Source organism: Chryseobacterium sp. PMSZPI, from assembly GCF_002835665.1.
GTDB lineage: Bacteria > Bacteroidota > Bacteroidia > Flavobacteriales > Weeksellaceae > Chryseobacterium.
Genome location: NZ_PIZV01000044.1, coordinates 15,580 through 41,557 on the forward strand (window position 1 = coordinate 15,580; position 25,978 = coordinate 41,557).

General features: G+C 34.1%; 19 protein-coding genes and 1 tRNA gene. 16 read left to right on the forward strand and 4 right to left on the reverse strand.

The window, feature by feature from the left end:
* Positions 1-153: 153 nt before the first annotated feature.
* Both CW752_RS09000 and CW752_RS09005 read left to right on the forward strand, forming a co-directional pair.
* Complete coding sequence (locus tag CW752_RS09000; RefSeq protein WP_101239394.1) at positions 154-786, forward strand: HdeD family acid-resistance protein; 633 nt, start codon at positions 154-156, stop codon at positions 784-786.
* Positions 787-1,193: 407 nt separating this feature from the next.
* A complete protein-coding gene (locus tag CW752_RS09005; protein ID WP_101239412.1) occupies positions 1,194-1,643 on the forward strand; it encodes a steryl acetyl hydrolase in 450 nt (149 codons plus the stop codon).
* 5 nt (positions 1,644-1,648) lie between these two features.
* Here the strand turns inward: CW752_RS09005 and CW752_RS09010 are convergent, their stop codons facing one another.
* A complete protein-coding gene (locus tag CW752_RS09010; RefSeq protein WP_101239395.1) occupies positions 1,649-3,070 on the reverse strand; it encodes a tetratricopeptide repeat protein in 1,422 nt (473 codons plus the stop codon).
* 613 nt (positions 3,071-3,683) lie between these two features.
* Here CW752_RS09010 and CW752_RS09015 point away from each other — a divergent pair.
* The 8 genes from CW752_RS09015 to CW752_RS09050 all read left to right on the forward strand — a co-directional run bounded on the left by CW752_RS09015 (position 3,684) and on the right by CW752_RS09050 (position 17,793).
* The gene (locus CW752_RS09015; protein WP_101239396.1) at positions 3,684-5,630 is read left to right on the forward strand and encodes a hypothetical protein; all 1,947 of its coding nucleotides are present in this window, start codon (positions 3,684-3,686) and stop codon (positions 5,628-5,630) included.
* Positions 5,631-5,837: 207 nt separating this feature from the next.
* On the forward strand, positions 5,838-6,392 hold the full coding sequence (locus CW752_RS09020) for a hypothetical protein (protein WP_101239397.1): 555 nt from the start codon (positions 5,838-5,840) through the stop codon (positions 6,390-6,392).
* 249 nt (positions 6,393-6,641) lie between these two features.
* Positions 6,642-7,784 carry a hypothetical protein gene (locus tag CW752_RS09025; RefSeq protein ID WP_101239398.1) on the forward strand — a complete coding sequence of 381 codons (1,143 nt, stop codon included), beginning with the start codon at positions 6,642-6,644 and terminating at the stop codon, positions 7,782-7,784.
* Between the two features lie 206 nt (positions 7,785-7,990).
* Positions 7,991-8,926: a hypothetical protein gene (locus CW752_RS09030; protein WP_228401688.1), complete on the forward strand. Its 936-nt coding sequence runs from the start codon at positions 7,991-7,993 to the stop codon at positions 8,924-8,926.
* Positions 8,927-9,165: 239 nt separating this feature from the next.
* Complete coding sequence (locus CW752_RS09035) at positions 9,166-9,993, forward strand: cell wall anchor protein (protein ID WP_101239399.1); 828 nt, start codon at positions 9,166-9,168, stop codon at positions 9,991-9,993.
* Between the two features lie 4 nt (positions 9,994-9,997).
* Positions 9,998-10,483 carry a hypothetical protein gene (locus CW752_RS09040; protein WP_101239400.1) on the forward strand — a complete coding sequence of 162 codons (486 nt, stop codon included), beginning with the start codon at positions 9,998-10,000 and terminating at the stop codon, positions 10,481-10,483.
* Positions 10,484-10,612: 129 nt separating this feature from the next.
* Entirely contained in the window at positions 10,613-17,353 is a 6,741-nt protein-coding gene (locus tag CW752_RS09045; RefSeq protein ID WP_101239401.1) for an RHS repeat-associated core domain-containing protein, read from the forward strand.
* 239 nt (positions 17,354-17,592) lie between these two features.
* Positions 17,593-17,793, forward strand: coding sequence for a hypothetical protein (locus tag CW752_RS09050; RefSeq protein ID WP_101239402.1), 201 nt, complete (start codon positions 17,593-17,595; stop codon positions 17,791-17,793).
* A gap of 518 nt (positions 17,794-18,311) precedes the next feature.
* Here the strand turns inward: CW752_RS09050 and CW752_RS09055 are convergent.
* Positions 18,312-18,382 (reverse strand) — tRNA-Gln (locus CW752_RS09055).
* A 100-nt stretch (positions 18,383-18,482) separates the two neighbouring features.
* Between CW752_RS09055 and CW752_RS09060 the strand changes: the two genes are divergently transcribed.
* The 6 genes from CW752_RS09060 to CW752_RS09085 all read left to right on the forward strand — a co-directional run bounded on the left by CW752_RS09060 (position 18,483) and on the right by CW752_RS09085 (position 23,212).
* On the forward strand, positions 18,483-19,511 hold the full coding sequence (locus tag CW752_RS09060; RefSeq protein WP_101239403.1) for an AMP-binding protein: 1,029 nt from the start codon (positions 18,483-18,485) through the stop codon (positions 19,509-19,511).
* A gap of 37 nt (positions 19,512-19,548) precedes the next feature.
* A complete protein-coding gene (arfB, locus tag CW752_RS09065; RefSeq protein ID WP_101239404.1) occupies positions 19,549-19,941 on the forward strand; it encodes an alternative ribosome rescue aminoacyl-tRNA hydrolase ArfB in 393 nt (130 codons plus the stop codon).
* A gap of 45 nt (positions 19,942-19,986) precedes the next feature.
* The gene (locus tag CW752_RS09070) at positions 19,987-20,631 is read left to right on the forward strand and encodes a hypothetical protein (protein WP_101239405.1); all 645 of its coding nucleotides are present in this window, start codon (positions 19,987-19,989) and stop codon (positions 20,629-20,631) included.
* A 295-nt stretch (positions 20,632-20,926) separates the two neighbouring features.
* Complete coding sequence (locus tag CW752_RS09075; protein WP_101239406.1) at positions 20,927-21,307, forward strand: GreA/GreB family elongation factor; 381 nt, start codon at positions 20,927-20,929, stop codon at positions 21,305-21,307.
* A gap of 276 nt (positions 21,308-21,583) precedes the next feature.
* Positions 21,584-22,558 (forward strand): deoxyhypusine synthase family protein, encoded by a 975-nt coding sequence (locus CW752_RS09080; RefSeq protein WP_050022155.1) that lies wholly within the window; start codon positions 21,584-21,586, stop codon positions 22,556-22,558.
* A gap of 357 nt (positions 22,559-22,915) precedes the next feature.
* Positions 22,916-23,212, forward strand: a complete 297-nt coding sequence (locus CW752_RS09085; RefSeq protein WP_101239407.1) for an MGMT family protein — start codon at positions 22,916-22,918, stop codon at positions 23,210-23,212.
* 70 nt (positions 23,213-23,282) lie between these two features.
* Here the strand turns inward: CW752_RS09085 and CW752_RS09090 are convergent, their stop codons facing one another.
* Together CW752_RS09090 and htpG are read right to left on the reverse strand one after the other, a co-directional pair.
* Positions 23,283-23,681, reverse strand: coding sequence for a helix-turn-helix transcriptional regulator (locus CW752_RS09090; RefSeq protein WP_317044728.1), 399 nt, complete (start codon positions 23,679-23,681; stop codon positions 23,283-23,285).
* A 356-nt stretch (positions 23,682-24,037) separates the two neighbouring features.
* Entirely contained in the window at positions 24,038-25,930 is a 1,893-nt protein-coding gene (gene htpG, locus CW752_RS09095; RefSeq protein ID WP_101239408.1) for a molecular chaperone HtpG, read from the reverse strand.
* Between the last annotated feature and the right edge of the window lie 48 nt (positions 25,931-25,978).

Genomic DNA, 25,978 nt, shown 5'->3' on the forward strand with positions numbered 1-25,978 from the left:
AATTATTCACAAAATCACAGAATTAGATCATTTATTTTTTGTATATTAGTAAGAGGTTATATTTCCAATTTAGGTGATAATTGTCATCTGTTGGGCTTTTACGGACATGCCGAACACCGATTACAAAGTAGGCACAACTTAAAAAACATACCTATGGCCAATTTATTTCAAACTCTTACAAACACTGTGAAGCATTGGTATATTCCTTTAATCTTTGGAATTTTGTTTCTGATCTGTGGTTTTTATGTTTTCAGTGTACCACTGGCGGCGTATGTGACACTATCCATTTTTTTTAGTGTATCCTTCTTATTTTCAGGAATTACGGAAATATTCTTTTCTATACAAAACAGTAAATCTTTACAGGGTTGGGGATGGTTTTTGGTAAGCGGATTACTGACTACGGCAATAGGGATTTATCTGATTGCTTACCCGCAAATTTCAATATCTATTCTTCCGTTTGTGGTTGGTTTTACGTTATTGTTCCGCTCTTTTCAATTATTAGGTTTTGCTTTTGATCTTAAAAGTATGAAAATAATGAGTTGGGGAAATGTAGCGCTTGCCAGCGTTGGAGGAATTATATTTTCTTTACTGTTGATATTTAATCCGGTGTTTACAGGTATTTCTTTGGTTACCTTAACGGGCGTTTCTTTTATATTTATGGGAATTGCTTCCATTATGCTGGCTTTAGATCTAAGAAAAGTTAAAAAAATCCCTGGAAAAGTAAGTCAGGAGCTAAGAGATAAAATCAGGTCCATACAAGAGGAGATTGATGATTTAAAAAAATAATGAATATAATTTTACAAAATATAAAGACCTTTTGTGAGGTCTTTTTTTGTGGGCTTGTAAAACAATTAAGTTGAAATATGGACCAGGTGCAAAAGCTGGGGATTAGCACAAAATCTATATGCTTTATCGAACAAACAGATCATTTTTAATCGCAAAGAAAGATGATTCAAATGCTTTATTTTAGGAAGCTAAGAAGTATGACTTTGTCGCTGAAGAAGATTAGTGGTTACGCATTCGCTTAGAAAGAATCAATGAAATTGATTCCATTCTTTGCTCCCTTGAAAATATGAAATAATATGCTAAAATTTTTGTGTGAAATTAAATTCCATACATACAAACAATATTATCCCCCAGCTTTTGAGACTGATCCAGAAATATTTGTATTTTTAATAAAACTCTTAATCCATATGAATAAAGCAATATTGGTGATCTGTATCACTTCCTCTGTCCTGGCATTTTCACAGAGTACAAAAGGCAAAACGGAAAATAAAATTTCCAATAGATATGAATCGAAGCAACCCCAAGATTTTTCCGTACCACCACCTCCGGTTAATCCATTTCCTGCTCAGTTTCCGGAAGGAAATAGAGGATTTGTAAAAAAAGTAGAGCAAAATCTTAATAACGAAGCGCTTGTGTCTTTACCTAAAAATTTAGCTACCGAAATTATAGTGAAAATAGATGACGAAGGAAATGTGATCAATATTTCGACCTATGGCAAGAATGAGATATTCAATAATGAAGTAAAACTTGCTGCTGTAAAATCAACAAATAAGGTAAAATGGACAGCTGGTAAAAACAGCCGTGGAGAAAAAGTTGTTGATATTGTACGAATTCCTTTTCATCATAAACACGAATAAGATCCTTATAAGTCTAAGATCCATTTCTGAAGATCAGTCTCTTTAGAAAGCGACAATTTTTTCTTAAGTCGGTATCTTTTGGTTTCAATCCCCCTTAAGCTGATGTTTTCATATTGGCAAATCTCTTTGTTAGTAAGATTGAGCCTAAGATATGCACTGAATTTGATATCATGTTCTGTAAGATCGGGAGTGTGAGTTACCAGTTTTTCATAAAACTCCGGGTATACTTCCTTGAAGCGGGTTAAAAATAAAGGACTTCTGCTTTCCATCAATTGGATAATCTCTTCAAAAGAATCATTCACTTTCAGTTTAAGTACATCCGTCTCAATGGTTTTTTTCTCAATGAGTTTATCTTTTCTAAGTCCTTTTTTGATATAAATTTTTCGGATAAAGTAGAATATAGCTAAGAAGCCAATTACAATGAGAAAAACGATCAGATAAAAAAGCTTTCTTTCCTGTCCTTTTTCTTCATGTTTCAATTCAATGAGTGTATTGACGGCAAGGTTTACGGCATCTTTCTCATTCTTGTTAAGGCTGTCATTAAGCTGGGTATATTGCCTCAGGTAGTCATTTGATTTTTCTATTTCATTAAGTGATTTGTAAACACTGGAAAGAGTATCATAAACAGTAAGTAATGCAGGTTGGTTTTTCGTAGATTTAAAAATGTCAATAGTTTTTAAATAATATTCTAACGCCTTTTTTTTATCCCCTTTAACGTTATGAAGATCCCCATAGCTGAATAATGCAATCGCTTTTTCAGTGTTCCTTGCAGTATTAAAGTTGAGAACAGCTTTATTCATATAGTATTCTGCGGAATCCAAATGTTTTTTTTTCGCAATAAAGCCATCAGCTATTCTGGTATAAGTGAGGGTGCCGGGTTTAACAACTAACATTTTCCTTTCTATATCCTGTAAAGAATCCTGATTTTTCATCCTTACAAAATTGGCTCGTTTCCATGAATAATTATAGAATAGAATAGCCTTTTTCTGTTGGTCATTTGTCAGTTTTTTGATATAATATTCTGCTTTGTTGAATGCAGCATTAGATTGCTCCAACAATCCCAATTGAGTATAGTTTTTACCATATTCATTATATAAATTTCCTGTCAAAAGAGGAGAATTGACCTTCTTAAGTTCCTTTTTGGCTTTATCAAGGTATTCTAAGCTTTCTTTATATCTGCTGAAATTGCATAATATTCCACCAATATTGGTGTATACCATAATGATTCCCTGGATATCTCCCTTTTGTTCATATTCGGAGAGAGCTTTAGTATTGAATTTTAAAGCACCTTCAAAATCTCCTCTGCTTTTATATTCCCATGTAGTTTTTATGGGTTCAGGCTGAAAAGAATAATCCTGAGCTTTAAAAAATATAGTAAGAAAAATAAGATTAAGAGAAATTATCTTAGTTCTAAAGTTTGAGAACATATTTTAGGAATTATCTTATAAAAATTATTTTTTTATCAATTTGATTTATTAAAGATAAAAAAATAATATCTACTAAAGAAATAAAATTATTTTTTTAAAGAAAAAAAAATAATCGACTTCAAAGTTACATCATTTTAATGCCAATGTATTGAAGGTTAATTCATTATGTGGTGACGTATTTTTGAAGTAATGATTTTATCACATAATGTTGATAGATTTATCCTATGATTTTTTTCATTCTTCAATGTTTTGAAGGTTTGTGTTTAGAGGCAGGGATTTTAATAATCCCTGTTTTAACTTTAGAGCTTTTGTATTACCTGGTATTGGTAATTAACGATTGTTTTTCTTCCATTTTCTTGTAAATAATGAGAATAATTCACTTTTTGCTCTTACTTCAATGGTACTACTTTTGTTTTGTATTTATTTGATTTTCAGTATTTTAATTATTGAAGTGTCTTTGATGTGAGAATTTTTTTATCTGGAGGCTGTAAGTTTGCAGTATACAATTCGAACGCCTAGAAAATTTTAAACCGGTTACATTTTCGACGCACGATTCTAAATACACACACACACGAAAAAAATTTAAACATTCACCTTTTTAAAACGTAAACAAATGAAAAAAATTATCATGTTATCTGGAGTGCTTTTCTCAGGTTTAGCCTTCTCCCAGATAGGAGTAAATACTCCTAATCCTCAAGGTACTTTTCATGTAGATGGAGCAAAAGATAATGCTTCAACAGGAGTTCCAACTATAGCACAACAAGCTAATGATTTTGTAGTGCTTAATAATGGAAATGTAGGTGTAGGAACAGTAGCTCCGACAAACAAACTTGATATCCGCTCCACAACGAATGGCGCATTAAAAATTGTAGATGGTACGCAGGGTGCTAATAAGATATTAACTTCTGATGAGAATGGAGTTGCAACCTGGAAAGATTTTCCTGCACCCGTTGCGCCAGCAGATACAAATATTTATAATTCAAACGGAACTCTTACCGGCGATCGTATCGTTACGCAAGCAACAAGAAGATTAGCTTTTGAAGGTAATAGCACTAATGCATTTGCAATTAACAGAACCGGAGCAAACCCTGCTCCCGTACTTTCTGTGGACACTCAAAATGTAAGAATCGGTATTGGTACAAACAATCCAACAAATTTACTTGATATTCGTTCCACAACGAATGGTGCATTAAAAATTGTAGATGGTACACAGGGGAATGCCAGAGTTTTAACCTCCGATGCCGCCGGAGTGGCAACCTGGAAAGATCTTCCTGCGTCCGTAGATACTAGTATTTATAATACCAACGGTACTCTTACCGGAGCGCGTACAGTAGCCCAGGGAACTAATTCTTTAGCTTTTACCAGTACAGCGACTACGGGAACAAACCATTTTTCGGTAGATGGAAGTACTTTTTCAGTTGATGCCGTTAATAATAGGGTTGGTTTAGGAACGACAGCACCTACCAATGTTCTTGATATCCGTTCCACAACGAATGGCGCATTAAAAATTGCAGATGGTACACAGGGGAACGCCAGAGTTTTAACCTCCGATGCCAACGGAGTGGCAACGTGGAAAGATCTTCCTGCGTCCGTAGATACTAGTATTTATAATACCAACGGTACTCTTACCGGAGCGCGTACAGTAGCCCAGGGAACTAATTCCTTAGCTTTTACCAGTACAGCGACTACGGGAACAAACCATTTTTCAGTAGATGGAAGCACTTTCTCTGTAGATGCTGTAACCAATAGAGTCGGTATCGGAACAACCACTCCAAAAAATATGTTGGATTTAGGTTCAGGGAATGGAAAAAAACTGGCTTTATGGAACAGTGCAGCAGGAGATGACTTTTATGGATTGGGAAATGCGGCCAATGTATTACAGCTTTTTGCGGGAGCTACTGAAGCAGGGAACCCATTAATGACATTGAATAAAAATGGGAGGGTAGGTATTGGAACGACAGCCCCTACCAATGTCTTGGATGTTCGTTCCACAACCAATGGAGCTGTAAAAATTGTAGATGGTACGCAGGGAGCTAATAAGATATTAACTTCTGATGCAAATGGGGTAGCAACATGGCAAAGAGCAGCGTCAAATGTTACCGTAGGAACATTGGGAAGCGGGTATGATGTTCCTTTTACTAAATTTTCCGATTTTAGATATACTGGCTCAACAATTACTTTGCCTCCTGGAAAATGGATGGTTACTATTTCATTATTGGTATATCCAGGTGGAAATTTGACAGTAGATGATTGGATATTTGTAAGAAGTACTTTTTCAGATGCAAATTTGACAACAATTGGCCAGACAGGTGTTCAATCGAATGATGTAGTAAGACCTACATTAATGAGTTTTCAATTGGCAGGTCCATACAAAGGAGGGCAAAATAAATATAATGTAGCTACAGGATCTGTTCAAATTAATAATACATCCGGGGCAGATAAAACCTACAGATACGTTGTTGGAGCTACTGAAGTTAGCGGTACTGTAACAGGGGCTAAAATTTCCCAAGTAGGGGGATCATGGTCAGAAAATGCGATTTATGCTATTGCAGTAAATTAATAAGTAAAGAAAAATTATATAAAAATTGATATGATATTTTTTTAAGTAAATGGTTATAAAGAGTGATTAATGTGACAAATACTTTTTCCAAATTATTTTTGGGAAAAGTATTTTTATTTGTCTTGCTGGTTCTTCCTTAAGGGGTATGATCGGTATTGCATTGATAACATATGAGCAGTATACAATCAGGTTCAAAAAAATCTTATGATGAAAAGAAAAACAACATTGTCAGATATTATAATTGGGGCTATCACTGTTACCAATATCGTGTTTTTAATCCCCTTTGTGATCACGATTTTTTTAAACAGTAATGCGACTCTGCTCTGCATTTCAATTTTTTTAATCCTCCTTGAAATTGAATTGTTTTTACTTTTCTTCATTCCGAATTGGAAATTACTACTTCTGTTGAAGAAGAATATAATTGTAGATAAGCCCATTAGGTTCTCTCATTTTTTATTTTTTATTCCTTTTTTCTTTATAGGAGCATGTATTTCAATATGGTCTGTATCGAAATTTTATCGGGAAATACAGGTAATATTCAATGATTATAGGATGGGAGTTTTTAGATCTTTTCTTAAAGGTAAGTTTCCGGGTTGGATTACTTATAGTACAGATTCTGATCCTATCGGATTTACAGCTGAGATTATTTACAGGTGTTTCTTTGCCGGTTTATGGGGCTTTTTATTAGAGCTTGGAATACTTATTATAACGGTATCATTTATTTTTATTATAAGGCCGCGCTTGGGAAAAACGTATAAATAGTTTTTTGTACCACAAGATATTTTTGAACTCCGGCTAGGGGAAGAAGAATGGTAGTATTAGGATTGGTTGTTTATTTTTGAAAATTTTTTAGATAAATATATGTTTTATGTTAATTTAATATTGTATTTATTGATTTTTTATAAATTTGATTAAAATATTTATTGGATATGATTAAATTATTAAATATTTAAGACTTGGTTGTTCCATTGAACAAAATACTCAAATTACACAATTTTAAATTTTAAAAAAATGAAAAAAAACTTAGTAATTCTGGCAATGATGCTCTTTTCTGTTATTGCTTTTTCTCAGGTTGGAATCAATACAACAAATCCTCAGGCAATCTTTCATATAGACGGTGCAAAAGATAATCCGGTAACGGGTACTCCAAATGACGCGCAGATGGCTAACGATTTTATAGTGGCTTCCACAGGTTGGGTTGGAATCGGTAATCTTACTCCATCAGCTAATCTCCATATTTTAAATCGAGGAAATGCAACAAGTATTGGGAGTGGTGAAGCTACCAATACCGGGCTTTTAATAGAAAATCCTGTAACTAACAGTGCTCTATTATCAATTTTACGCACAACCGGAACAACCGGAGTAAAACAATTGGTAATGGGTATAAATCCAAATTTCAATGGGAATAATGGTGTATTTGCTATGACGCGAACTCCTGGAGGAACTGATTTTGCAATGGATTTAACTTCAGGAAATGTAGGAATTGCTACAGGAAGTCCTGCTAATAGCCTTTCTGTAAATGGTAACACCTCAATTGGTAATGGTTATGCAGGTACAGTAGCCCCAACTAATGGTGCAATTATACAAGGAAATGTAGGGATTGCAACAAATGCCCCAACAAATACATTAGATGTTGCAGGGAGTACAAGAGTAAGAACCATGGATGTAGCGGCAGGAGCTACCATTATTACACCGGTATATTCAGATACCAATGGTGTTTTGAATAAGGCAGTGAGCAATACATATGGAACTGTAATTAATAATACCGTTACTGTAGCACCAGGAGGTCTAGGTATTTTGGTAACAGGAATTTCTAATACTGGTACATATAAGGCTGCAGTTTCAGTCGTGAATAGTTGTGGACGTATTGCTGTTGCGGAGTATTATGTAACCAGTAATGCCTTTAATAATGCTTTTGCTATTAAAGGGGTGGATGGACTTTTAAACACGGATACAACCTCCAAAGGTCCCACATTTACAGAGGTTAACAGAAGTACCACCTCAGTGGTCTGGTCAGGTATACCCAATTGTTCAGGAGCGACAGGTGGGGCATTTAATTATACTCTTACAATGCCCTCAGCAGATATAATCAATGTTACCAATAACGGAGATGCAACTTTGGATTACAGAATAATTCTGACAAGAATTTTTTAATTTTTTAGGATATAAAGAGACTATTATAAACAAAAAGACTGTTTCATCCGGGAGACAGTCTTTTTGTATGTAATTCCTAACAAAGCTTATCTATTTTCTGATTGATAATGATCCGTTATTAATCAGAAAATCTAATTTAACAATAAAACACCTTTTGGTGACGATTTGAAAAATGTTAAATTTGTGACCGGAAAAAATTAAATCATATGAAAATAAAATTATTGTCGATAGCCTTGTTGGTTACTTCTTTTGCATCTGCACAATTGTATACACCGGGAGGTGCTATTCAGAGCTCTTCAAATAATAGTATTGGTATTGGAACCAATGCTCCTGAAGGGAGTCTTGATATTAGAGCAAATGAAAGTATTCCTATTATTAGAGGTAATGGAGGATATATTCCAACCGGATTGAGATTTATTGATGATTCATATACCCAAGCTGGCCAGGTAAAGGAATGGAGTATTTGGAAAGGGAATACTTGGGCCAAAGGATTGGGGTTCACGAGGTATGATGCTGTCAATCGATGTGCAGGAGGTATTTGTGATGTTTCTTTATTCTTAGCAGATAATGGTAATGTTGGGATAAATACGAGTTCACCTCAGGAAAAATTTGAAGTTAATGGGAATGGCAAATTTAGTGATATTATTAGCTCAGGAAGTAACTCCTGGATTTTTCATACTCCTGATGATAGTAGAAAGTCTTTACATATTGCACCAAGAAATACAGGTAATACTGATTGGGATTGGCTTAAATCATTTGTAATTAATGGAGAAAACGGAAATGCGGTATTATATGGAAAGTTTGAAACAAGAGAAGTAAAAATAACTTCAACCCCTACAGCAGATTTCGTATTTGATGAAAACTATGATCTTCCAAAATTAGAAGATATTGAAAAGCATGTCAAAGAGAAAAAGCACCTTCCGGAAATAGCCTCTGCAAAACTAATGGAAAAAGAAGGCGTAAATGTTGGTGAGTTTCAGATCAAGCTTTTACAGAAAATAGAAGAATTGACTCTTTATTCAATTGAACAAAATAAGCAAATCAAACAGCTTAAGGAAGAAAATAAAACTTTTAAATTACAATCCGAAGAAATTAAAGAATTAAAAGAACAGGTACAAAAACTTCTTTCTACAAAAAGGTAAATGTTATAAAAACATTTTTGTTGTCGGGTAGCTAGTGGGGTGACTACTAGTATAAATTTAAAAATCGTCTCATTTCGGACGATTTTTTTAGTGTCCGTACTATCAAAAAATAATTGTTTTTAACACGACGAGTTTTGTCGTGTTGTGTCAATAAATTTGTAATATAAATTTAAGACACTAAATGGTGTTAAATTAAAAAAAACATTAATTTTGCATCAATAATTTAATTATATAAAACCATGAAACGTACATTGCTATTTGCCTTTACATTGGCAGCAACCAGCATTTTCGCACAAAGCTGGAACACAACGGGAAATGCCGGAACTACCCCCGCTACCAACTTTATCGGAACCACCGATAATAATCCAATTGTTTTTAAACAAAATAATCAACAGACTTTTAAGCTCGACGGGCAAAGTATCAATATTGGAAGCGGAGCTCCTGGAGCCGGAAATTTACAATTAGCTGTTGCTCCTTGTAGTCATTGCTATTCAGGATGGGCCCAGCCTAATGATGGAATTATGAGATTATTGGGAGGTCATAATTTGAATATCCATATGGATAATGATAATGCTATAGATCCTAATGCTGATGTTACTACTCCTAATTCGCCGGGAATTTCAAGAATCCGTTTTTCTGATGCTGTTCACAAAAGCTTATTGGTCCTTTTTAATACAGAAAAAGTAACGATAGGGACAGATCAGTATGACAATGATTCTAATTTTATTCTGTATGTTAAAAAAGGAATCAAAGCACAACAAGTAAAAGTGGAAAACCCTGCAGCTAACGGATGGGCAGACTATGTGTTCAAAAAAGACTATAAGCTTCGTTCTTTGGAAGAAGTAGAGAAACATATTGCAGACAAAGGGCATTTGCCAAACATTCCATCTGCGCAGGAAGTGGAAAAAGAAGGAATCAATTTAGGGGAAATGGATGCTAAGCTTTTGGAAAAAATAGAAGAATTAACTCTATATTCTATTGAGCAAAACAAACAATTAAAATCTCAATCTGAAGAAATTAAAGAATTAAAAGCTCAAGTACAGCAGCTTCTTTCTACAAAAAAATAATACCATGAAAAGAAAACTACTTTCCGTATGTTCTCTGTTGATTGGTTTCCTGGGGTATTCACAAACTGAAGTCTATTTCAAATATGATGAAGCAGGAAATCAGCGATACAGAGGAACGAATGCCGCCGGAAAAAAAGATCCGGTACTGATTCCGAAAGAAATTAAATTACAAGAGGAAACCAAAGTTTTGGCAGTTGCTCAACAAGTTCCTGTCATTGATGAAAAAGCATTTTGGAAACAGATTAGACTTTACCCTGTTCCCGTAAATGATTACTTAACTATTGATTGGACAGAAGAAGTAGACGGATTAATAGAATCTGTTTCACTCTATCAACATAGTACGGTTCACTGGAAATTCCAGCAGGAAAATGCTCCGGACTTAGGGCGTAAGATAAAAATTAACATGACCGGGTATGACTGGGGTGTTTACATTCTTCGCTTTACATTGAAAGATGGAAGAGTCTTTGGAAGAAATGTGACAAAAAGATAAGATATAAGACAAGAAATTTAAAGATTGAAGCATTGAAAGATTTAAAAATTATTCTTTCAATTTATTCAACGTGATTTCGATCTTATCAATTATCATTCATCAATTATCATTTACAAATAACTAATAACAATGAAACATATTTCATCATTGATGTTATCCTTGTGTTCAGTATGGGGCTTTTCACAGACCATACTCTACCAAGCAGAATCTACCTCACGGACGGTTCAGGATCCGCAGGCGGTGGTCATGGCACAGGGATTTCATGCCAAATCGGATGTGTCGAATCCGTTTCTGGCAAAAATAGGTCCTTCCACGGATAATCCGGGAGGAGGACCTACAGACTCCAATTCAGGAGCTAATAATCCAAGCGGGACATCTTCACCCGCGGGCCAAAGCTTTCATGATACCAAAGGAAATATAGATGTAAGTGCAGGAGGTCAATTACAATATACTCTTCCTATAGCACTCCCACCTGGAGTAAAGAGTGTAGCTCCACAGATTAACTTAGTGTATACCAGTAACTCCGGAAGTGGAATTGCAGGATATGGATGGAATCTTTCAGGTATTTCAGCAATTTCAAGAATTTCCAAGAATATTGAAAGAGATGGGATTACTCAGGGAATCCAACTTGATTATTCGGATATTTATAGTTTTAACGGTCAAAAGTTAATTTTAAAATCCGGAGAATATGGTAAAGACGGAGCAGAATATGTCACTGAAAAGTACTCTAATATAAAAATTAAGTCTTTAGGGACAGGGCCAGCGTCTAACCCTGCGCAATTTGAGGTTACATTTGAAGATGGTTCGCAGGCATGGTATGGGGCATACAAATCAGGCTTTAGAGATAATCCGGACGTAACAACACCTCTGGAATATAACATTGTAAAATGGAAGGATGTACAAGGAAATGTTATCCGTTATAATTACAGAAAGCAAAATAATGTAGCGGTATTAACCTCTATAACATGGGGAGGGAATGAAACGCTTAATAAAGCTGATTTCAATGAAATCCTATTTACTTATGCTGCAAGAGACTTGACAGAGCAGTCTTACGTAGCTGGTATGGCTTTTACACAAAGTAATTTACTTAAAGAAATAAAAGTAAATTCAAATGGCAGCCAGTTTAAAAGATATGCTATTAATTATGTGAAAAACGGAACAAACTATCAATTCATTGATAAAATTACAGAATATAATTCAGCGGATGAAGCAGCAAATCCTGTTACTTTTACCAATGAATCTGATCCGTCTGCAACCAATATCTTTAATCAAAATTCCAGATATGATGATATTTATGGAGGTGACATTATTACAGGAGACTTCAATGGTGATGGAAAACTGGATTTCTTAAAAGGAAATACAATAATGCTAGGTAGGCTTGATGGTTCGGGGAATTTTGTTAATATTAGCTATACAGGAAAAGTTATAGCACGAGGAAATTATCCAAAAAGTAATGGAGTATTACCTGCAAACGATGTATTCTTCACGTACGAATGGATTTTTGGACCAACTTATAAATTAAATTTAAGAGCATATAGTTTTAATGGCTCAGGGGTTGATGAGATCATGTTAAAAGAATTTGATTTTTCTCAATTCGGGCTATCGGATTTAACAGGTTATCATGGAACCCAGTATGGGCCAATAGGATATAATCTTAGCGATTTAAAGTTTCTTGAAGGGGATTTCAACGGTGATGGGATCTCAGAATTTATTATTACTACATTAAAAGATGTATATGAAGAAATATGGGGACAAGATTGGAATGGATACCCTGAACTACAAGGAACTGCAAATCTTGGAAGTGAAGTTTTTGAATTCTATTTAGACCCATTAGCGGGAATATTGAAAAAAAGAGATAATCCACTAACTGATTATACATCTAATAGTGGCCAATATACTTTTATTTCATCAGCCTACTATAAACCTATCCCATTAGGAGATTTTGATGGTGATGGAAAAACAGATTTATTTGGACTTAGGAATGGAACTAAAATTTATTCTCTAAATCCCATAACAAAAGAATTTGATTTGAAAGCAGAATCTTCTGCACAAATTTCTGTTAAAGGGGTTGCATTATTAGGAGATTTTAATGGTGATGGAAAAACAGATGTTATGTCTCCAGTAGCAGAAGATTCTTCAGACTGGAAAATGTTTATTTCTACAGGGAAAGGTATTAGAGAATACTATTATTCTAATCTATCTTTATATAAGCCTAAACACCAAGGTGCTCCAAGAAAAAATAGAAGTACAGTAAGAACTTATTCTATATCAGATATTAATAAAGACGGAAAGAGTGATTTCCTGATTTTTGAATCTCAGGTTTGGTTCAGAGATGGTGTATTTGATTGGAATAACCCTGATTCAAGCTACGGTTTCAATTATTTGAGAAATGACGGAATAGATGCTGATGGTAAGCCAATATTTACAAATGCTTATAATATTTCTCCGGTTGAATTAAACTGGGATGGAGAAAATATTAATTATTCAATGTATGGCGAGCATTATATTCCTATCGTAGGATCTTCTCGTATAGCACAGCTGAATACTGAATTTGCCATTATCCACAAAACAAAATTGATTACCTGGAATTTAGGATCTAAAATAGATAAGGTTTCCAGAATTAATTCCATTACGCAAGGTGGCTTAAAAACAAGTATTGAATATTCTAATTTATCAGATCCGACAGTATATAAGTCTTCTTATACTGTAACTCCGGTTACTTACCCTTATATTAACATTTCTGAAAATACAAATTATAGTGTAGTTTCCAGACTTACTCAGGGAGAAAGAAAACAGGATTTCAGATATCGTGATTTAGTTGGACATTTGAATGGTAAAGGGATGATAGGCTTTAAACAATCCGCCAGATCCACATTCTTTGCCACCGGATTTGAAAGCACTAAAGTATGGAATGGATCAGAAATTGATCTATTCAATGAAGGAGCTCCTTATAAAGATTGGTCTATCAGAACATCAGATGAATCAAAAGTATTCCCTTCTGATATTTCATTAACCAATACTCAGTTATTATCCTTTAAACAGTATGAATATAATGTAACCAAAATTTTAAATGGAGCAGTGGTAACAACGGTTGCAGATGCTGACAAGCCTAAAGTCGTTACTTCCATTAATCCATCTGTTACAACTACCAAAGATTTCTTAAAGGATATTAAAATAGTTCATAAGGTAGAAAGTTATAATTCTGATTATTTGCCTACAAAATCCACAACGACGGTTAATAATGGATTGGCTGTTTCTACATCAGAATTAGAATATTATCCTTCCAACCTTACTCCTGGACCTGGATATGGTATAGGGAAACCAAAAATCAAGACAGAAACTACAAAGGCATATGGTGATACTAAAGTTGGAAAAGAAGAATATACTTATGAAAATAATCTTCTGAAATCAACAAAAACATGGGATAGAGATAATGTTGGATACATACAGGAAGTATACAATTATGATGGCTTTGGAAATATCATCAAAAAAACGATCAATAATAGTGTTGATGCCCAAACCAAAACAACATTAACGGATTACGATGATAAAGGAAGATTTATTGTTAAAAAAACAGATGATTTAGGATTAAGTAATAGTACTACCTATAATAATTGGGGCCAGGCTTTATCTCAAACAGATCCATTTGGAAATACCTCATTAAATACTTATGATGGTTGGGGTAAATTATTGAAATCTAAGACCAATCTTGGAGGAACTACAACTTACCAATATGAAAAAGACAACGCATTTAATACCATTGTAACACAATATGATCCGGATGGTAATGTGTCTAAAAAATATACAAACCTTTTAGGTCAGGTATATAAATCTTCTACCAAAGCATTAGGACAAGGAAAATTTATTGCTAAGGATACTAAATATGATGTTCTGGGAAGAAAGATTAGTGAAAGTGAAGCTTATAATGAAGGAGGTAGTGCAGGGCAGTGGAACACTATAGCTTATGATGATTCTGTATTTCCGGCTAAAGTTACAATAACAGCATTCACAGGAAAGAAACAGGAAACTTCTGTTACAGGAACTACCACAACAGAGAGAGAGCTTAATGGATATCAAAGAGTAACATCCAAAACGGCTGATGCTTTAGGAAATATTGTGTCATCTACAGATAAAGGAGGAATTGTTCAATTTTCTTATAATGCAGCAGGAGAACAGACTCAAGCTAAGTATGGGACAAATATTGTTACAATCAAGTATGATGCTTGGGGAAGAAAATCTGAATTCAATGATCCTTCGAACGGAATCTATAAATATGAATATGATGGATTTGGACAACCTAAGAAAATTGTCAGTCCTAAAGGTACCAAAGAATATACCTATAATAATCTTGGGCAGTTAATTTCTCAAAAAGAACTTTCTACAACAGATGGAGGACAAGCTACCAACAAACTGATTTCTTTTACTTATGATGATAAAGGGAGAGTTATTTCAAAATCCGGAACATCAAACGGAAAAGCTTATAGTTCAAATGCAGCTTATGATCCTCAGGGAAGATTAATTTCTACATCTGAAAGCAGTAATGAAAGATATTTTATTCAGAAAGGAATTGCATATAATGACAAAGGGAAGGTAATTTCTTACGAAAAGCAACTGTATTCTTCAGGTACTCTGACTAAAGTACAAGTAGAAAATGTATACAGTGCTTGGAATGGAGAATTATATCAAATTAAAGATAAAAATTCAGGAAAAGTTCTTTGGGAGCTTAAAGAAACCAATGAAAGAGGGCAAGTACTTAAAGCACAATTAGGAGCTGCTGAAATTAGAAATACCTATGAAAATGACGGAACTTTAAGTCAGGTAGCACATTATTCAGCGGTTAAACCAGGTATTTTGCAGCTTGCGTATAATTTTAATGCTATTAAAAATGAATTAGAAGCAAGAACAACTGCAGGAGATTTTAACATCACAGAATCATTTGATTACGATGATAATAACCGATTGATTAACTGGACGAATCCTGTAACCAATGTAAAACCTCAGACAAACCGAAATGTTTATGATGATAAGGGAAGGATTTTAGAAAATGATCAGGTAGGAAAAATCAAATTTGATAACGCAGCTAAAGTCTATCAGCCAACGGGAATGACGCTTAATGCTGCAGGAACTCAAAATTATAACAATGATTTAATTCAAAGTATTGTTTATAATGAAAATAACGACCCTGTATTCATTGATGGAATGAAGGGAGATGTTGCCTTCCAGTATGGATTGACAAACATGAGACAAAGAGTTACGTATGGTGGGAATTTTAATGCTAATGGAGATGGTAAATTCACTAAATTTTATAGTGAAGACGGAAGCTTTGAAGTGCAGAAAGATAACACAACCGGTAAAGAAAAACATGTTCTTTATATCGGTGGATCTCCTTACGAGAGCAGTATTATCTATGTAAAGAATTATGAAGAAACTTCAGGTTCTTATAAATTCTTACACAAAGATTATCTGGGAAGTATTTTAGCAATCAGTGATGAAGCAGGAAACAAGCTGGAGCAGAGACATTATGATGCCTGGGGTAATTTAACTCATCTTCAGATTGGAAATGGTCCGGTTATCACAGATAAAAATACTATTGATAATACTTCTTTATTAATAGACAGAGGATATACAAGCCATGAACATTTTGCAGAAGTAGGAATCATCCACATGAATGGAAGATTATATGATCCGTTATTGAGAAGATTCTTAAATGCTGATGAAAATATTCAGGATCCATATAATACACAGAATTATAATAAGTATGGATATGTATTGAATAATCCTTTGATGTTCAATGATCCTACAGGTGAGATTATGGGATGGGATGATGTCCTTATTGCCATAGGAGTTGCTATTTTTACCTCTTTCGCTACGGATTACTATTTAAATAGACCTGTTAATATTGGAAGTATGTTCCAATCTGTTGCAATGTCCTTAATGTCGATGGGGATCAGTAACGGTATCGGAGACGTCTTCAAAGTAGGAGGTGAAGTAGCGAAGGCACTTGGAAAAGGAGGAACCATGATTGCAAGAGCAGGAGCACATGCCTTGGCACAGGGAGCACTTTCTTATGTGCAAGGTGGAAAGTTCTTAAGTGGTATGCTTAGTGGAGCATTTGCAAGCTTAAGTTTAGACCTTTTAGGTTGGGCAAAAAATGGAGCAGGAGAATTTAGTGTTATTAAAAGTGATGGTTTTGCCATGTTGACAGGTGCTGTTTCAGGAGGTGTTGGTTCTGCACTTACTGGTGGTAACTTTTGGGCAGGAGCAGCACAGGGATTGGTGGTGACAGTATTTAATCATCTTGCCATGCATGACCCGCCTGCTGGATTTAATGATAATTATTTTGCTGATGGAACAGGAGAGTATTTCAAAATTGGTGAGTATCTTTACCAACATAGAGTTGATGGAAAAATTGTAGATACCAAATATATCTCCGGAATTATCCTGAAAACGAAATTCATGGTGGCAAGAGAATGGTTCTCGGCGATCAGTAAAACAGGAAATATGATTACAACAATAGGACTTGCACTTACGGGAACAGTTATTGGTGCGGAAATTGGAGTTCCTTTATTGGCAATTGGAAATGGTATTAGACTAGCAGGTGATATTGCATATACAGCAACGTATCTTCTGGAGGGAAGGTATCAAAAGTTCTTTGCACAAGGGACCGAAGTTGCAGCATCCTATCTTGCCTCTAGATTAACTGGAAATGCATTAAGTACAGCTAGTGCAGGGCAAAAGGTGCTTTCCACAGATGCGGCTCAGGCTGTTGCTGGAGAAATCAACGGGAGAATGGTAACAGATGTTGCAGCACCAGTAATCAAGAATGAAGTAAAAGGTGAAACAAAATATAAAATAAGAACAGTATACTAAGATGGGATTTATATCTTTAATAATAGGAATAGGGATGATATATTTTATGCTGAAATTTAAAAGCAATCGGATTACGGCAGGTGACTCTATGTATCAAAATGTTAATAAAATAGGTATTTGGGCATTCGCTATTCTATTTATTATAGGCGGAATTATGATGATTATTAGAGATATTATTCTTTTTTTTAATAATGGATAAGCATTTTTCTAATGCTAGTAAGAAAGAATAATTAATTGAAATGGCATTGATAACATTATTGATGGGTTTAGTTCTTATCTATTTTAAATTAAGCCCTCAGGAAAATGTCTTTAATGTAAAAAGAAACGACGATTCTATGTATGATAAAATGCTTTACTACAGAGGATGGATTGTTGCTATTTTATTAATTGTGATTTCTTTGGCGGCACTTTTGAAAAATGCTATAGATTTCATTAAATAACAGTATTTATAATTACTAGATAGCCATTGTAACTTGTTACAATGGCTATCTTATTTTATGGATCAATCTCAAAAGTTGTGGAGAATTTGAATTTTATATTTAAATACAAAGAAAAACGACGATAAAAAATGGGTGGGCTTGAATGGATAATGTTTCATTGACTTAGGAAGCAGGAGCGTTAAAAAAATTGAGATTGAATCCGTTAAAAAATTTCCACTGTTTGAGCATGGCTGGAATTTTGAGTCGAAAAAGAAGGATTTGATTCCATGCGAGTTTGGAAATTTTAGGAGTCAATATCAATTTTTAGCGTATGATTCCAGTCTTGAATTTTTGTATACTTTTGTCTTAAAACAAAAGTATAAATAAGAAAACCATACTTTTCAATTCACATTCATGCATTTCTATGTTGCCCACAACTTTTGGGATTGATCCTATTTTATTCGTGAAACTAAATTGAATTCAACAATTCAGTTAGGATAAAAAAACTAAAAAAACCACCCTTTAAAAAGGATGGCTTGTAGACCCACAGGGATTCGAACCCCAGATGACTGAACCAAAATCAGTAGTGTTACCGCTACACCATGGGTCTCTGTTTGTTTTAGTGGTGCAAATTTACAGCTTTTTTCTATACTTACAAGAACTTTTTGATTTTTTTTTTAAATTTACTGTAGAATTTATTTACGGAAAACATGCTGATAGACTTCAATAATCTCAATATTAATCAATTATCCTTCAATACGGAATTTGAAAAAAAAGTAGAAACCTTTTTAAAAGAATGGATGTCTGATGGTACTATGGTCAACGTGCAGACTTCAGGTTCTACCGGAGTTCCTAAAATTTTTAAAATTGAAAAAAAGAAAATGATCAACTCCGCAGTAATGACCTGTAATTTTTTAGGATTAAAAGAAGGAGATACAGCATTACTATGCCTTCCGGTAGAATATATTTCCGGGAAAATGATGGTCGTACGATCTATGGAGAGAAAATTACGATTAATCATTTCAGAACCCTCATTAAGACCCGTTGGCCAATTAGATGAGGAAATAGATTTTTGCGCCATGACACCACTTCAGGTGGAAAATTCGTTAGATAAACTACATCTGATCAAAAATCTGATTATTGGAGGAGCATCCGTTTCCGAAAGTTTAAAAAATAAAATACTTCAGCAGGGACTTCGTCCTTCAAATCGGATTTTTGAAACCTACGGAATGTCTGAAACTCTTTCTCATATTGCATTGAAACAATTGTTGCCGGAACCTGAAGATTATTTTACAGCTTTTGAAAACGTATCTGTTTCTTTGGATGATAGAGGATGTTTGACGATTTTTGCCCCTAATGTAAATGCGGAAATATTACAAACTAATGATTTAGTTGAAATTAAAAATAAAAATCAGTTTCGGTTTTTAGGGCGAATAGATAATGTAATTAATTCTGGGGGAGCGAAAATTTTTCCTGAAGCTCTCGAAGCTTTAGTCAAAAAAGAAATTTCAAATGAAGTTGTATTTGTAGGAATAAAAGACGAAAGTTTGGGCCAAAAATTGATGTTGGTCATAGAAGGACCCGAATCAGAGTCTCTCAGAAATAGTATTGCAGAACTCTCATTTGAAAAGAGCTTTCATAGGCCAAAAGAAATTATTTTCATCAATGAAATTCCAAGAACTCCCAACGGGAAAGTTAACAGAATAGAGCTTCATAAAATTATTGATGAAAATAAATAGCTTCAATCTTGGTTCTTGAATCTTAAAATTAAAAACAATGAAAAACTTTTCAAAAGAACTCAGCTTTAAAACCTCCCGAAGTAGTGGAGCTGGAGGACAAAATGTTAATAAAGTTGAGACTGCTGTCACCGTACTTTGGAATGTTGAGGCATCTGAATTTTTCAATGAAGATGAAAAAATATTGATTCAACATAAATTGAAGAATAGAATTAATGCTGATGGTTTTTTATTTCTGACGGTTTCAGAAAGTAGAACCCAGCTAATGAATAAAAATAAAGCCATTGAGAAGATAACAGAGTTTGTCAATAAAGCCCTGATTGTTCCTAAAAAACGAACAGCCACAAAACCTTCAAAAGCTCAGAAACAGAAAAGATTGGATAATAAGAAAAAGCTTTCTGATAAAAAAGAAAATAGAAGATTTAAATTGTAGCTACCTATTTCATAGAAAATCCTATTTTTGCCGAAAATTTTCAAAATGATAAAAAAACTAATACTATTAGGAGCTATTTCGACATCTTTACTTTCTTTCGCTCAACAAAAATTTTCTTTTATTCCGTCTGTAGGGTATGGATGGAGAGTGGCTGAGACTCCTTCAGGACTTTCAAGAGAAGAAAAAAATTATGTCAAAGGATTAAAAAGCGGACTTCATATTGATCTTTCTGCTTATTATCACATAAAAAATCTTGGAATTGGGGTGAAATTTTCTAATTACAGTGCATCAAGTAACGGAATATTATCGGCGCGTGATTCTCAAGGATATAATGTTTATGTTCCTGTGAGTACTCAAGACAATATTACCTTTTTTGGCCCTTCCATTATGTATTCTAATTATAATGAGCCTACCAACCATAAATTGTTTTTTGATGTAGCACTAGGAGTTATTTCCTATACTACCAAAACGGGAAATGTAAAAGGAACAGGTTCTAATATTGGATTGGATGCCGGTTTTGGCTATCAATATGCACTTTCTAAAAATATTTTTATAGGACCCAAATTAAGCATGACCGCGGGTACACTAAGTAAAATGACATTTAATGGAACCACTGTTAATTTTGGAGATAAAGAAAAAGAAGGATTAACCAGAGTTTCTTTGAGCGGAGTCGCTACATTCCATTTTTAAGTTCTATATTTGTTAGAGTTAAAAATAACAATATAATGACAGCAACAATCTTTTTATCGGCACAGCGCAGAGGAACAGGGTTGTTGCTGTCTTTACTTTATTTACACACAGATTCTTTTCTGAAAAGTTCTAAGGACTTTATTAATTAGGCCCTGTCAGGATCCAAGACAGGGGAATATTCCGGATTTCTATTTATCATTTTTGCGGTTTTCTAGAGAAGAAGGCTGTTGTACACCTGCTTCTACATTGGATCATCGGAAAATATTCGCATTCTAATTTTTTAAAAATCAAAAAAATGTCAGATCATATTATTGTAACGACCGGGATTTACGATGCTATTAAAGATACCCTAAGAAGAAAAAAAGTAAGTATTGAAGAAGAAAAAAGACTTACAGAAGAATTGAGAAAAGCTAAACAGGTTCTAAGAAGAGATTTGCCTGCTGATGTAGTAACAGTGGATAGAAAAGTGACTTTAAAAGATCATACATTGGATTTTGAACACGAATATATTTTTGTACCATCAGCCAAAGAGAAACTTAAGAAAAATAAACACTCCATACTTTCCAATATTGCGCTTGCCGTAGTAGGATATAAAGTAGGAGATACTATCAATTGGCCTTTTAAAGATGGGGAAAGAAAAATTGAAATTTTAAAAGTAGAAGCCTGGGAAGGATAAATTGTTATTGAGTATTTTAAAGTTGAATAAATTGTAGCGTAGCCCACTTGGGACTGCGCTTTTTTGATATCCTGCTGATCAGAGCGAAGCAGTAAAAAATAGAGGGGAATCTGCTAAGAACCTTTAATTCGCTCATGAATATACCAGGGTATAAAATCTTATCATTTTGTTTCATCTTATTTAACAAATGATAAAAAATAACCCCTCTGTAAGACTTTCTTCAAGTGCATTAGTTGCATTCCATTTTTAAGTTTTATCTTTGCAAAAATTAAAAAAATGAACAAACCAATTTCTGAATTTATAGAGAAATATTACCTGCATTTCAATGCGGCAGCGTTGGTAGATGCTTCAAAAGGATATGTAGCACACCTTAAAGATGGTGGGAAAATGATGATCACTTTAGCAGGAGCAATGTCTACTGCTGAGTTAGGTAAAATTCTTGCAGAAATGATCCGTCAGGGTAAAGTAGACTTTATTTCTTGTACTGGTGCTAACCTTGAAGAAGACCTGATGAACCTTGTGGCTCACTCTCACTATGAAAGAGTTCCACATTACAGAGACCTTACTCCGCAAGAAGAATGGGATCTGTTGGAAAGAGGATTGAACAGAGTTACAGATACTTGTATTCCTGAAGAAGAAGCATTCAGAAGATTACAAAAACATATCGTTGAAATCTGGAAAGATGCTGAAGCAAAAGGAGAAAGATATTTTCCACACGAATATATGTACAAAATGATCCTTTCAGGAGTATTGGAGCAATATTATGAAATTCCCAGAGAAAATTCTTGGATGATTGCAGCTGCAGAAGCAAACCTGCCAATCGTAGTTCCGGGATGGGAAGATTCTACAATGGGTAACATTTTCGCTTCTTACTGTATCAAAGGAGAACTTAAGCCTTCTACAATGAAATCAGGTATCGAGTACATGACTTACCTTGCAGATTGGTATACTAAAAATTCAGGAGGTAAAGGAGTAGGATTCTTCCAAATTGGAGGAGGTATTGCAGGAGATTTCCCTATCTGTGTAGTTCCAATGCTGTATCAGGATATGGAAATGCATGATATTCCTTTCTGGTCTTATTTCTGCCAGATTTCTGATTCTACAACATCTTACGGTTCTTATTCAGGGGCAGTTCCAAATGAGAAAATTACTTGGGGTAAATTGGATATTACTACACCGAAGTTTATCGTTGAAAGTGATGCGACAATCTGTGCACCATTGATGTTCTCTTATATCTTGGAAAATTCTTAAGAATAAATTTCTCTCAAGAGATTAAAAATATCAGCGCTTCAAATTAATTTTGGAGCGTTTTTTTATTTAAACATTTTTGATTCTTGGTTTTTATTAAATTTTCTCGCAGATTCTGCAGATTGAGCAGATCCTTACGATAATCTGCATTATCGACTAAATGTGCGAGCCAATAAATTTTAGCTTAATGACGATCTGTGCAAATCTGTTTTATCCGTGGGAAAATAAAATCAATCTAAAGAATTAATAAAAGTAAAGTATAGAATCACTAGGCTTTAAAAGAATTTTTTTATTCATTGCGTTGAGCAATCAGAAAAATTATTTTTTCATATCTTTATTTTTTAACGAAATATTGAAAGTATGGATGAAATTTTCAAACAACAGGTATATGAAGTGACAAGGCTGATTCCTAAAGGAAGAGTATCAACATATGGAGCAATTGCAAAAGCTGTAGGGTATCCGAATCATTCCCGTCATGTAGGAAAAGCAATGGGAGGATGTCCAAAAAATGTTCCTGCCCATCGGGTGATTTCAAGTTCAGGAGTATTATCGGTTCCTGAATTTCAACCTAAATTAGAGGCGGAAGGTATTATTGTGGAAAACCTGAGAATAAAGAATTTTAAAAAACTTTTCTGGAACCCGTTAGATGAATTGTAACTTAAAAAAATGTCACTCCATATAAATATGAGTGACACAGATTTTTTACAGTGATAAACCGTATTGTATTCTAATCTTTCGGAGTATTTTTAAGCTCCTCTTTAAGTCTTTCGTTTTCTTCTTTTAATAATGCAATATACCCTTGAAGGTTCTCAATGATAGAACCAGGGATATTATTATAATTATTCAGATTGTTAATGGAACCTGCAGAAGTTCCTGAACTGTCATTATATACAGGATGATCATTATTAACAACAATTGTTGCATCATCATCTTCATAAATATCTTCAACTGGTACTTCTAACAAACGAGCAATTTTGTCCCATTCGTCTCGTATAATTTTTACATCGCCACTTTCTTTTCTACTATAGTTAGATACATCTGTAGCGATGTAATCAGCTACCTGCTGTTGCGTATAGCCTTTTAGCTTTCTAATAACACGTAACTTTTCTTTTTGCATATCCGACATTTTATACAAAAATGGAAAAAAACCGCAATGTATACAATAAAAAACAGAAAAAATATGTTGTTGAAGCTTAACTATTGAATTAGCGCTAACCACAAAAGTCACAAAAGCTTTATGATTAAACACTTTAGTTCACTTAAGTATATTAAAAATTATACTCTATAAAAGTTCACATCAGAAGAAAATCGAAGATTTTCAAAAACTTAAGAGCTCTTCTCAATAAAATAATATTTACTTCATAAAACTTAAGTGTTTAAAATCTTTTGTTACTTTTGTGGTTAAAAAATTATCTCTCCTAGATTAGACAGTTTTTTTAGACACAAAAAAAGACTGCTTCATTGGAAACAGTCTTCAGAAATTTATTTTTCAAGTTGCTTATAACTTCTCTGGATGAAGTCAGTAAGATCTTTTCCTTTCAGTAAGTTTTGAGAAAGTTTGGCCAGATCTAATGCATATTTAATAAGGTTTTCTTTCTCTTCAGCATTTTCTGTTTTTAAAATCTGATTAGAAAGTTCACTGTTGGAGTTGACAACAAGGTTGTACATTTCCGGGAAGCCTCCCATTCCAAACATACCACCTCCGCCTGTTGCCTGCATGTCTTTCATTCTTCTCATAAACTCAGGCTGAGTAATCGTGAACGGTGCATCACTGCTATCTAAATCTTCAAGTTGTACCGTAAACTTAGAATCCTGAATAGCCTCTTCTACATTCTTTTTCAAAGATTCTTTTTCAGACTCATTTAACTTTGAAATAACCGGCTCATCTTTTTTGATCAGGTTATTGATGTGATCAGCATCTACTCTTACAAATGAAATATTTTCCTTTGATGTTTCCAATTTCTGAATAACATGCGGTGTGATAGGAGAGTCTAATAGAAGAACTTCATATCCTTTATCTTTTGCTGATTGAATGTAACTGTGTTGCTCATCAGCATTAGTAGCATACAGAATAACCAGTTTATTGTCTTTATCAGTTTGTAAAGGCTTTATTTTTTCTGTTAACTCGTCCCAAAGGAAATATTTTCCATCTGTGGTAGGATATAATGTGAATTTATCTGCTTTTTCAGCAAATTTTTCTTCTGTAACAATACCATACTCGATAACAACCTTGATGTCATTCCATTTTTTCTCATAATCTTCACGATTCTCGTTGATGAGAGAAGACATTTTGTCGGCAACCTTTTTAGTGATATATGAAGAGATTTTCTTTACAGCACCGTCTGCCTGAAGGTAAGAACGGGAAACATTCAACGGAATATCCGGAGAATCAATTACCCCTCTAAGAAGCATTAGGAAATCAGGAACAATACCTTTTACTTCATCAGTTACGAATACCTGGTTTTGATAGAGTTGGATTTTATCCTTATCAATATTTAAGTTGTTGCTTAATTTTGGAAAGAATAAAACTCCGGTAAGATTGAACGGATAATCAACATTCAGGTGAATATGGAATAAAGGCTCCTCAAACTGCATTGGGTACAACTCGTGATAGAACTTCATATAATCCTCATTCGTAAGGTCACTTGGCGCGATGGTCCATGCCGGAGTAGGATTGTTGATAATATTATCCACTTCTTCCGTTTCAGCAACGGCATCTTCCGGAGATCCTTCCGGTAATGGTAATGTATGTGTTTTTGTTCCAAACTTGATTGGAACAGGCATGAATTTGTTATATTTTAAAAGTAATTCACGAATTTTTCCTTCTTCTAAAAACTCTACAGAATCTTCTGTGATATGAAGAATAATTTCCGTTCCTCTATCCGTTTTATCGGTTGTTTCTTCTAAAGTAAATTCTGGACTTCCATCACAGATCCATCTTACAGCCGGTTCATCTTTATAAGATTTTGTGAGAATCTCCACTTTTTCAGCAACCATAAATGCAGAGTAGAATCCAAGACCAAAGTGTCCGATAATTCCTGAATCCTTTGCCGAATCTTTATATTTTTCCAAAAATTCTTCAGCACCGGAAAAAGCGACCTGGTTGATATATTTTTCAACTTCTTCACCGGTCATACCGATACCCTGATCGATGATATGTAATGTTTTTTGATCTTTATCGATTTTAACTTCGAGTTTCGGATTTCCATATTCAACTTTTGCCTCGCCGATACTTGTTAAATGTTTTAATTTTAAAGTAGCATCAGTGGCATTGGAAATAAGCTCTCTTAAGAATATTTCGTGGTCACTGTAAAGAAATTTTTTAATAAGCGGGAAAATGTTTTCCACAGATACATTAATATTTCCTTTAGTCATAATATTTTAGATTTTTATTTCTCAAATCTTTCTCAAAAAAAATACCAT

Excerpts from the sequence above, each read along its gene's own strand:
- arfB (WP_101239404.1), top strand. The coding sequence starts at position 19,549 with ATGAAAAACTTTTCAAAAGAACTCAGCTTTAAAACCTCCCGAAGTAGT.
- CW752_RS09075 (WP_101239406.1), top strand. The coding sequence starts at position 20,927 with ATGTCAGATCATATTATTGTAACGACCGGGATTTACGATGCTATTAAA.
- CW752_RS09080 (WP_050022155.1), top strand. The coding sequence starts at position 21,584 with ATGAACAAACCAATTTCTGAATTTATAGAGAAATATTACCTGCATTTC.
- CW752_RS09060 (WP_101239403.1), top strand. The coding sequence starts at position 18,483 with ATGCTGATAGACTTCAATAATCTCAATATTAATCAATTATCCTTCAAT.
- CW752_RS09070 (WP_101239405.1), top strand. The coding sequence starts at position 19,987 with ATGATAAAAAAACTAATACTATTAGGAGCTATTTCGACATCTTTACTT.
- CW752_RS09000 (WP_101239394.1), top strand. The coding sequence starts at position 154 with ATGGCCAATTTATTTCAAACTCTTACAAACACTGTGAAGCATTGGTAT.
- htpG (WP_101239408.1), bottom strand. The coding sequence starts at position 25,930 with ATGACTAAAGGAAATATTAATGTATCTGTGGAAAACATTTTCCCGCTT.
- CW752_RS09045 (WP_101239401.1), top strand. The coding sequence starts at position 10,613 with ATGAAACATATTTCATCATTGATGTTATCCTTGTGTTCAGTATGGGGC.
- CW752_RS09035 (WP_101239399.1), top strand. The coding sequence starts at position 9,166 with ATGAAACGTACATTGCTATTTGCCTTTACATTGGCAGCAACCAGCATT.
- CW752_RS09050 (WP_101239402.1), top strand. The coding sequence starts at position 17,593 with ATGGCATTGATAACATTATTGATGGGTTTAGTTCTTATCTATTTTAAA.
- CW752_RS09020 (WP_101239397.1), top strand. The coding sequence starts at position 5,838 with ATGAAAAGAAAAACAACATTGTCAGATATTATAATTGGGGCTATCACT.
- CW752_RS09090 (WP_317044728.1), bottom strand. The coding sequence starts at position 23,681 with ATGTCGGATATGCAAAAAGAAAAGTTACGTGTTATTAGAAAGCTAAAA.
- CW752_RS09005 (WP_101239412.1), top strand. The coding sequence starts at position 1,194 with ATGAATAAAGCAATATTGGTGATCTGTATCACTTCCTCTGTCCTGGCA.
- CW752_RS09010 (WP_101239395.1), bottom strand. The coding sequence starts at position 3,070 with ATGTTCTCAAACTTTAGAACTAAGATAATTTCTCTTAATCTTATTTTT.
- CW752_RS09015 (WP_101239396.1), top strand. The coding sequence starts at position 3,684 with ATGAAAAAAATTATCATGTTATCTGGAGTGCTTTTCTCAGGTTTAGCC.
- CW752_RS09085 (WP_101239407.1), top strand. The coding sequence starts at position 22,916 with ATGGATGAAATTTTCAAACAACAGGTATATGAAGTGACAAGGCTGATT.
- CW752_RS09040 (WP_101239400.1), top strand. The coding sequence starts at position 9,998 with ATGAAAAGAAAACTACTTTCCGTATGTTCTCTGTTGATTGGTTTCCTG.
- CW752_RS09030 (WP_228401688.1), top strand. The coding sequence starts at position 7,991 with ATGAAAATAAAATTATTGTCGATAGCCTTGTTGGTTACTTCTTTTGCA.
- CW752_RS09025 (WP_101239398.1), top strand. The coding sequence starts at position 6,642 with ATGAAAAAAAACTTAGTAATTCTGGCAATGATGCTCTTTTCTGTTATT.